The sequence below is a fragment of the Actinomadura sp. NPDC049382 genome (genome assembly GCF_040677125.1).
GTDB lineage: Bacteria > Actinomycetota > Actinomycetes > Streptosporangiales > Streptosporangiaceae > Spirillospora > Spirillospora geliboluensis.
Genome location: NZ_JBFARO010000224.1, coordinates 1 through 6,704, shown reverse-complemented (window position 1 = coordinate 6,704; position 6,704 = coordinate 1). Strand labels below are relative to the sequence as shown.

The window sequence follows — 6,704 nt, the reverse complement described above, 5'->3', positions numbered from 1 at the left end:
CGCCAGCACGGAGCTGGAGGGCAAGCAGTGCAACAAGTACACCTTCCACTACGGCTACAACAGCTACATGCTCGCGAACGGGACGGGCTCGGAAGCGTCCGGGCGCGGCGGGATCCGGTCCAGGGACCGGCCGCCGGTCAGGCGGTCGGCGAGGGCGTGCGCCAGCAGCGGGTCCGGGCCGAGCGGCCGGGACGCCACCGCGCCGGGCAGCAGCCGCGCCGCGCGCCCCGGGAAGTCGGCCAGCGCGTGGTGGCCGCGCGCCAGCAGCAGCGGCACCACGACCACCCGGCCGCCGCCGAGCGCGGCGGCGGCGTCCTCCAGCGACGGCTCCGCCAGCTCGCCGTAGGCCTCGGCGACCCGCAGGCCCGGCCGCATCGCGCGGACCCGGGCCAGCAGCGCCCGGACCGCGGCGGGCCCGGCCGGGTCCCGGGTGCCGTGCGCGACGGCCAGCAGCGCCGGCTCAGCCACCGGCGCCCGCCGCGAGCCGGCCGGCGGGCCGCGGATCGCACGCCAGCCGGTAGCCGCGCTTGACGACCGTCTCCACGATCCCCGGGCGGCCGAGCCCGCGGCGCAGCCGCGCCACCGCCATCTCGACCGCGTGCTCGTCGGCCTGCGGGCGCGCGTCCCGGCCCCGGGCCGCGCCGTTGCCGGCCGGGCGGCTCGGCAGCGCGCCGCACAGCTCCGCCCGCGACACCACATGGCCGGGGCGCCGCGCCAGCGCCCGCAGGATCGCCATCGGCGCCGGCGCGATCGGCCGCAGCTGCCCGTCCAGCACGACGGCGTGCCCGCGCAGCTCCAGCGACGCGCCGCGCACCGACAGCCGCCGCGACCGGCGCCGCGGCAGGTCGGTGACCAGCGCCCGCACGAGCGCGCCGAGCCGGGCCCGCTCCGGCTGGACGGTCGGCACGCCGCGGTCGGTGAGCGCCCGCGCGGTGACCGGCCCGACGCACGCCGCCACGACGGGGCCGCGCATGGCCTCCAGCAGGGCGTCCTCCAGCCCGTCCTCGGCGGCGACGGCGAGCGTCGCGGCGACCGCGGGCGCGCTGGTGAAGGTGATCGCGTCGACCGTGCCCGCGACGGCCTGCCCGGCGAGCCGGCGCAGCGGCGTCGGGTCGTCGACGCGCGACCACCGGTACACCGGGACCTCGATCACCTCGGCGCCCGCGGCGCGCAGCGCCCCAGTAAGCTCCGGCTGCCGCTCCCCGTACAGCTGCACGGCGACCCGCGCGCCGGCCAGGTCCCGCGCCAGCAGGTGCGCGGCGACCTCCGCGCAGCCCTCCGACGCCGGCGACCACTCCTCCCGCAGCCCCTCCGACCGGATCGCGCCGCGCGCCTTCGGGCCGCGGGCCACGATCCCCGCCCCGGCGAGGCTCGCGACGAGCGCGTCCCGCAGCCCGTGCCCGTCCGCCGCCTCCAGCCACGCCCGGAACCCGATCCCGGTCGTGACGACCAGGTGGTCGAGCGGGCCGGCGGCGACCGCGCGGGTCGCCTCCAGCAGCTCGGCGTCGTCGGCGAGCGGGACGAGCCGGATGGCGGGCGCGGCCACGACCCGGGCCCCGCGCCGCTGCAGCAGCGTCGCGAGCTCCTCGTGCCGGCGGGCCGCGGTCACCCCGACGGCGAACCCGGCCAGCGGGCCGGTGCGGCCGGCCGCGGCCTCACTGGCGGTGCTCATCGGTGAGCGCCACCTCCACCCGGTCCCCGGCGCGCCGCACCGGGAACGCCGGCAGCGCCACCCGCGGATCGTCCAGGCACGCGCCCGTCCGCAGGTCGAACACCTGCTTGTACATGGGGGAGGCGACCGTCGGCGTCCCGTCGCGGGTGCCGAGGATCCCGCGCGACAGCACGTAGGCGCCGCTGAACGGGTCGAGGTTCGACAGCGCGTACAGGGCGCCGTCGTAGACCCGGAAGACCGCCACCTGGACGCCGTCCACCATCGCGCAGACCCCGCGCTCGGGGATCAGGTCGGCGTAGGAGCAGATGTCGAACCAGCGGGCCGTCCCGCGGCCCGCCGGGTCCCTGGTGATCGTCGCTTCGGGTGTCGTGGTCATGGTCGGAATCCTCCGTTCGGGCGGTTTCGCGGCGGGGTCCCCTTTGTCACCGCCGTGTTAAAAGGCGCTCACGCCCGCGGTGACGCGGACGGCGCAGACCTTGAACTCCGGCATCCGCGACACCGGGTCGAGGGCGGGGTTGGTCAGCAGGTTCACCCGCTCCTCCCCCGCCCAGTGGAACGGGACGAAGACGGTGTCGTCGCGGATCGCGTCGGTGAGCCGCGCCCGGACGGTGACGGTGCCGCGGCGGCTCTCCAGCCGGACCTCGGCTCCGTCCTCGACGCCCAGGCGCGCGGCCAGGTCGGGGTGCAGTTCGGCGAACGGGCCCGGCGCGGCCTCGGCCAGGGCCGGGACGCGCCTGGTCTGCGCGCCCGACTGGTACTGGGCGAGGACCCGCCCGGTCGTGAGGTACACGGGGTGCTCGGCGTCGACGTCCTCGGCGGGGCCGTGGTGCTCGACGGGGACGAACCGGGCACGCCCGTCCGGTGTGGGGAAGCGGTCCAGGAAGGGTCGGGGCGTGCCGGGGTGGTCCGGGGCCGGGCAGGGCCAGAACACCCCGCCCTCGGCCTCGATCCGCGCGTAGCTGATGCCGGCGTAGTCGGCGGCGCCGCCCGCGCTGGCGCGGCGCAGCTCGCCGAACACCTCCTCCGGGTCGCCGCTCCACTCCCCCGGCGCCTTCAGCCGCTCCGCGAGCGCCGCGACGATCTCCAGGTCGGTGCGGGCGCCGGCCGGCGGGCGGACGGCGCGGCGGCGGCGCAGCACCCGGCCCTCCAGGTTCGTCATCGTGCCCGACTCCTCGGCCCACTGCGCGGCGGGCAGCACCACGTCGGCGCGCCGCGCCGTCTCCGACGGCACGAAGTCGGCGACCACCAGGAGGTCCAGGGCGTCGAGCCGGTCCTGCACGTGCGCGGCGCGCGGCGCCGACACCACCGGGTTCGATCCGAACAGCAGCAGCGCCCTCGGGCCGCCCGGGGTGCCGAGCGCCGACAGCAGCTCGTACGCCGACCGGCCCGGGCCCGGCAGGTCGGCCGGGTCGATCCCCCAGACCCGGGCGACGTGCGCGCGGGCCGCCGGGTCGTCGATCCTGCGGTAGCCGGGGAGTTGGTCGGCCTTCTGCCCGTGCTCGCGCCCGCCCTGCCCGTTGCCCTGCCCGGTGATGCACCCGTACCCCGAGCCCTCGCGGCCGGGCAGGCCGAGCGCGAGCGCCAGGTTGATGAAGGCGGTGACGATGTCGGTGCCGCGCGCGTGCTGCTCGGCCCCCCGCCCGGTCAGGACGTGCGCGCGGGGCGCGCGGGCCAGCAGCCGGACGGCCTCCCGCATCGCCGGGACGGGGACGCCGGTGATCCGCTCGACGCGGTCCGGCCAGTAGGCGTTGGCGGCGGTCCGGACGGCCTCGAACCCGGTCGTGCGCACGGCGATGTAGCCGTCGTCGGCGAGCCCCTCGGCGAGCGCGAGGTGCAGCAGCCCGCAGGCCAGCGCGGCGTCGGTGCCGGGCACCGGCTGCAGGTGCAGGTCCGCCTGCCGGGCGGTGGCGGTGCGGCGGGGGTCCACGACGATGAGGGCCCCGCCGCCGTCGCGCATCTCGGCCAGGTGCCGCATGAACGGCGGCATCGTCTCGGCGGGGTTCGCGCCCGCGAGCAGGACGGCGCCGGACGCGGCCAGGTCCGTGACCGGGCCCGGCAGGCCGCGGTCCAGCCCGAACGCCCGGCCGGACGCCGCCGCGGCCGACGACATGCAGAACCGGCCGTTGTAGTCGATCTGGGACGTGCCGAGCGCGACGCGGGCGAACTTGCCGAGCTGGTACGCCTTCTCGTTCGTCAGCCCGCCGCCGCCGAAGACCGCGACGGCGTCCGGGCCGTGCAGCGCGCGGAGCCGGGCGGCCTCGCCGGCGACGCGGTCGAGCGCCTCGTCCCAGCCGCAGGGCCGCAGCGGCGCGCCCTTGCCGCGCCGCATCAGCGGCGTGGTCAGCCGGTCGGGGGCGGTGAGCAGCTCCGCGGCCGTCCAGCCCTTCTGGCACAGCCCGCCGCGGTTGGCGGGCACGTCGTCCCGCGGCGCCACCTGGACGCCGCCGCGCCCGGTCCCGCTGAGCGTCATGCCGCACTGCAGGGCGCAGTACGGGCAGTGCGTCGGAGTCGCGTTCATGCTGCCGAGGCTTGGCGGGCGCCGTTTCGCGGCCGAGTCCCCGATGTGACCCCGGTGTTAAATGCCCTTCACACCCGCGCGCGCCGCGTCCGCCGAGGTCAGCGGCGCGGGGTTCGCGGCGCGGACGCGCCTCGCGGACCCTTGACGAACGCGTGTCAAGCGTTGTCGAACCCTGTCATGCCCTATTCGTCGTATTTTGCCGCGTTATCGAACGGATTCGTGGCGGCCCGGTGATCTCGCGGAGGGATGCGGCCCCCGCCGCCGCCCCGCCCCGATCGCCCCGCGGTGATCACGCCTAACCTCGGTACATGCCCGACCTTGCTTACTACGCCTCCCTGCCGCGCGCCCGCGGCGCCGCGGCGGCCCTCCTCCTGGACGACCTCGGGCGGGTCCTGCTGGTCAAGCCCACCTACAGCGAGGGCTGGTATCTCCCCGGCGGGGTCATCGAGGCCGACGAGTCCCCGCTGTCGGCGTGCGTCCGCGAGTGCGAGGAGGAACTCGGCCTCGTCCCCCGCCTGGACGGCCTGGCGTGCGTCGACTGGGGCTCGCCCCGCGACGACGGCGTCGACGCCGTCAACGTGTTCGTCTTCGGCGGCACCATCACCGGCGCGGAGATCGCCGCGATCCGGCTGCCGCCCGAGGAGCTGTCCGACCACGTCCTGGTCGCGCCGGAGAAGGTCCCCGAGCTGGCGCCGCCGCACGTCTCCCGCCGGATGGAACCCAGCCTGCGGGCCATGGCCGACGGCCGCGCCGTCTACCTGGAGGACGGCCGCGAGCAGCCGTTCGGCGCGGCCCGCATCTGACCGGCCCGCACCCGGCCCGGCAGCACCCGGCCCGGCCGCACCTGCCCTGCCCTGGCCCGACCGGGCCAGGGCCGCCCGCCAGCACCGGCCGGCCGCGCACCCCCGCGCGGCCGGGCGGTCACGCCGGGACCGCGTCCTTGATCTGCCGGGCGCCCTCCGGGTCCACGGCGCGGGCGCAGTGCGCGCAGCAGTAGAAGTGCCCGCCCACCTCCACCCCGTGCCCCATGATGCGGCACTGGCAGTGCTCGCAGATCGGCGCCATCTTCGTGACCGCGCACTCGAACGAGTCGAACGTGTGCACCTCGCCCTGCGCGCGCACCTCGAAGGCCATCGCGTAGTCGTTGCCGCACACTTCACAGGTCGCCATCGGTCTCGTCTCCGTTTCCCCCGCCGCACCGCGATCACTGCCTACCCGGCACCGCCCGGGTCTACCCCGCGCCTCACAGCCGGCGGGGACGCGCTGTGCGACGGAGTTATCACCGGCGTATGACCGGTCACACGCGCCCGAAACCCCGTCTTCCTACGGTCGGGAATCCGACCCGAACCGAGGAGACCGCTCCATGACCGTCACCACCCGGACCCCGCGCGGCGACCGCGCCCACCCGCCGAAGGGCCGCTGGATCGAGGACTGGCGGCCCGAGGACCCCGCCTTCTGGACGGCCCGCGGCGCGCGCATAGCCCGCCGCAACCTCGCCTACTCGATCTTCTCCGAGCACATCGGGTTCTCGGTGTGGACGCTGTGGTCGGTGCTGGTGCTGTTCCTCGGCCCCGGCTACGGCGTCGACGCGGCCGGCAAGTTCACCCTCACCGCCGTGCCCGCCCTCGTCGGCGCGGCGCTGCGGCTGCCCTACACCTTCGCCGTCGCCCGGTTCGGCGGCCGCAACTGGACGGTGTTCAGCGCGGCGCTGCTGCTCGTCCCGGCGGTGCTGGCCGCGTTCCTGGTCAGGCCGGGCGTCTCGTTCACCACGCTGCTGCTGCTCGCCGCCGTCGCGGGCGTCGGCGGCGGCAACTTCGCGTCCTCGATGGCCAACATCAACGCCTTCTACCCGCAGCGCCTCAAGGGCTGGGCGCTCGGCGTCAACGCCGGCGGCGGCAACCTCGGCGTCGCCGTCGTCCAGCTCGTCGGGCTGCTCGTCCTCGCCACCGCCGGCAAGGACAGCCCCGGCCTCGTCGCCGGCGTCTACATCCCGCTCATCGTGCTGGCCGCCCTCGGCGCCTGGTTCCGGATGGACAACCTGGCGCACGCCCGCAACGACCGGCGGGCGATGCGGGACGTGTCCAGGGACCCGCACACCTGGATCATGTCGGTGCTCTACATCGGCACGTTCGGGTCGTTCATCGGGTTCGGCTTCGCGTTCGGGCAGGTCCTGCAGGTGCAGTTCGCCGCCGACTTCGACACCCCCGTCAAGGCCGCCTGCGTGACCTTCCTCGGCCCGGCGCTCGGCTCGCTGCTGCGCCCCGCCGGCGGCCGGCTCGCCGACCGGCTCGGCGGCGCCGCCGTCACCTTCTGGACGTTCACCGCGATGGCCGGCGCCGCCGGGCTCGTGCTGGCCGCGTCGCTGCGCGGCTCGCTGCCGCTGTTCTTCGTCGCCTTCGTCCTGCTGTTCGCGCTCAGCGGCGTCGGCAACGGCTCGACCTACAAGATGATCCCCGCCATCTTCCGCGCCCGGGCACCGCTGCCGGTCAAGTCGTTCCACATCGTGCAGGGGCC

Annotated in this window: 7 protein-coding genes; 2 read left to right on the top strand and 5 right to left on the bottom strand. The window is 76.4% G+C overall.

Translation table 11 applies throughout. The features are described from left to right. Positions 1 to 63: 63 nt before the first annotated feature. From AB0K34_RS45655 to AB0K34_RS45640, 4 genes are read right to left on the bottom strand one after another with little or no spacing between them, the layout of a single operon-like run. Complete coding sequence (locus tag AB0K34_RS45655) at positions 64 to 468, bottom strand: CbiX/SirB N-terminal domain-containing protein (protein WP_364554770.1); 405 nt, start codon at positions 466 to 468, stop codon at positions 64 to 66. Then, on the bottom strand, positions 461 to 1,672 hold the full coding sequence (locus AB0K34_RS45650; RefSeq protein ID WP_138640411.1) for a uroporphyrinogen-III synthase: 1,212 nt from the start codon (positions 1,670 to 1,672) through the stop codon (positions 461 to 463). Before AB0K34_RS45650 ends, AB0K34_RS45655 begins: the two co-directional genes overlap by 8 nt. Beyond that, a complete protein-coding gene (gene nirD / locus AB0K34_RS45645; protein ID WP_138640412.1) occupies positions 1,656 to 2,048 on the bottom strand; it encodes a nitrite reductase small subunit NirD in 393 nt (130 codons plus the stop codon). The genes AB0K34_RS45650 and nirD overlap by 17 nt, the downstream gene beginning before the upstream one ends. 57 nt (positions 2,049 to 2,105) lie before the next feature. After that, positions 2,106 to 4,190, bottom strand: coding sequence for a molybdopterin-dependent oxidoreductase (locus tag AB0K34_RS45640; protein ID WP_138640413.1), 2,085 nt, complete (start codon positions 4,188 to 4,190; stop codon positions 2,106 to 2,108). A gap of 308 nt (positions 4,191 to 4,498) precedes the next feature. Here AB0K34_RS45640 and AB0K34_RS45635 point away from each other — a divergent pair, with 308 nt between their 5' ends. After that, the gene (locus AB0K34_RS45635; protein WP_301178156.1) at positions 4,499 to 4,993 is read left to right on the top strand and encodes an NUDIX hydrolase; all 495 of its coding nucleotides are present in this window, start codon (positions 4,499 to 4,501) and stop codon (positions 4,991 to 4,993) included. 118 nt (positions 4,994 to 5,111) lie between these two features. Here AB0K34_RS45635 and AB0K34_RS45630 read toward each other — a convergent pair whose 3' ends face one another. Then, positions 5,112 to 5,360, bottom strand: coding sequence for a hypothetical protein (locus AB0K34_RS45630; RefSeq protein ID WP_301178157.1), 249 nt, complete (start codon positions 5,358 to 5,360; stop codon positions 5,112 to 5,114). 193 nt (positions 5,361 to 5,553) lie between these two features. On the opposite strand from AB0K34_RS45630, the gene AB0K34_RS45625 reads away from it, so the two are divergent. Then, the coding region (locus AB0K34_RS45625) for an MFS transporter (RefSeq protein ID WP_364554767.1) at positions 5,554 to 6,704 on the top strand (1,151 nt) is incomplete at its 3' end.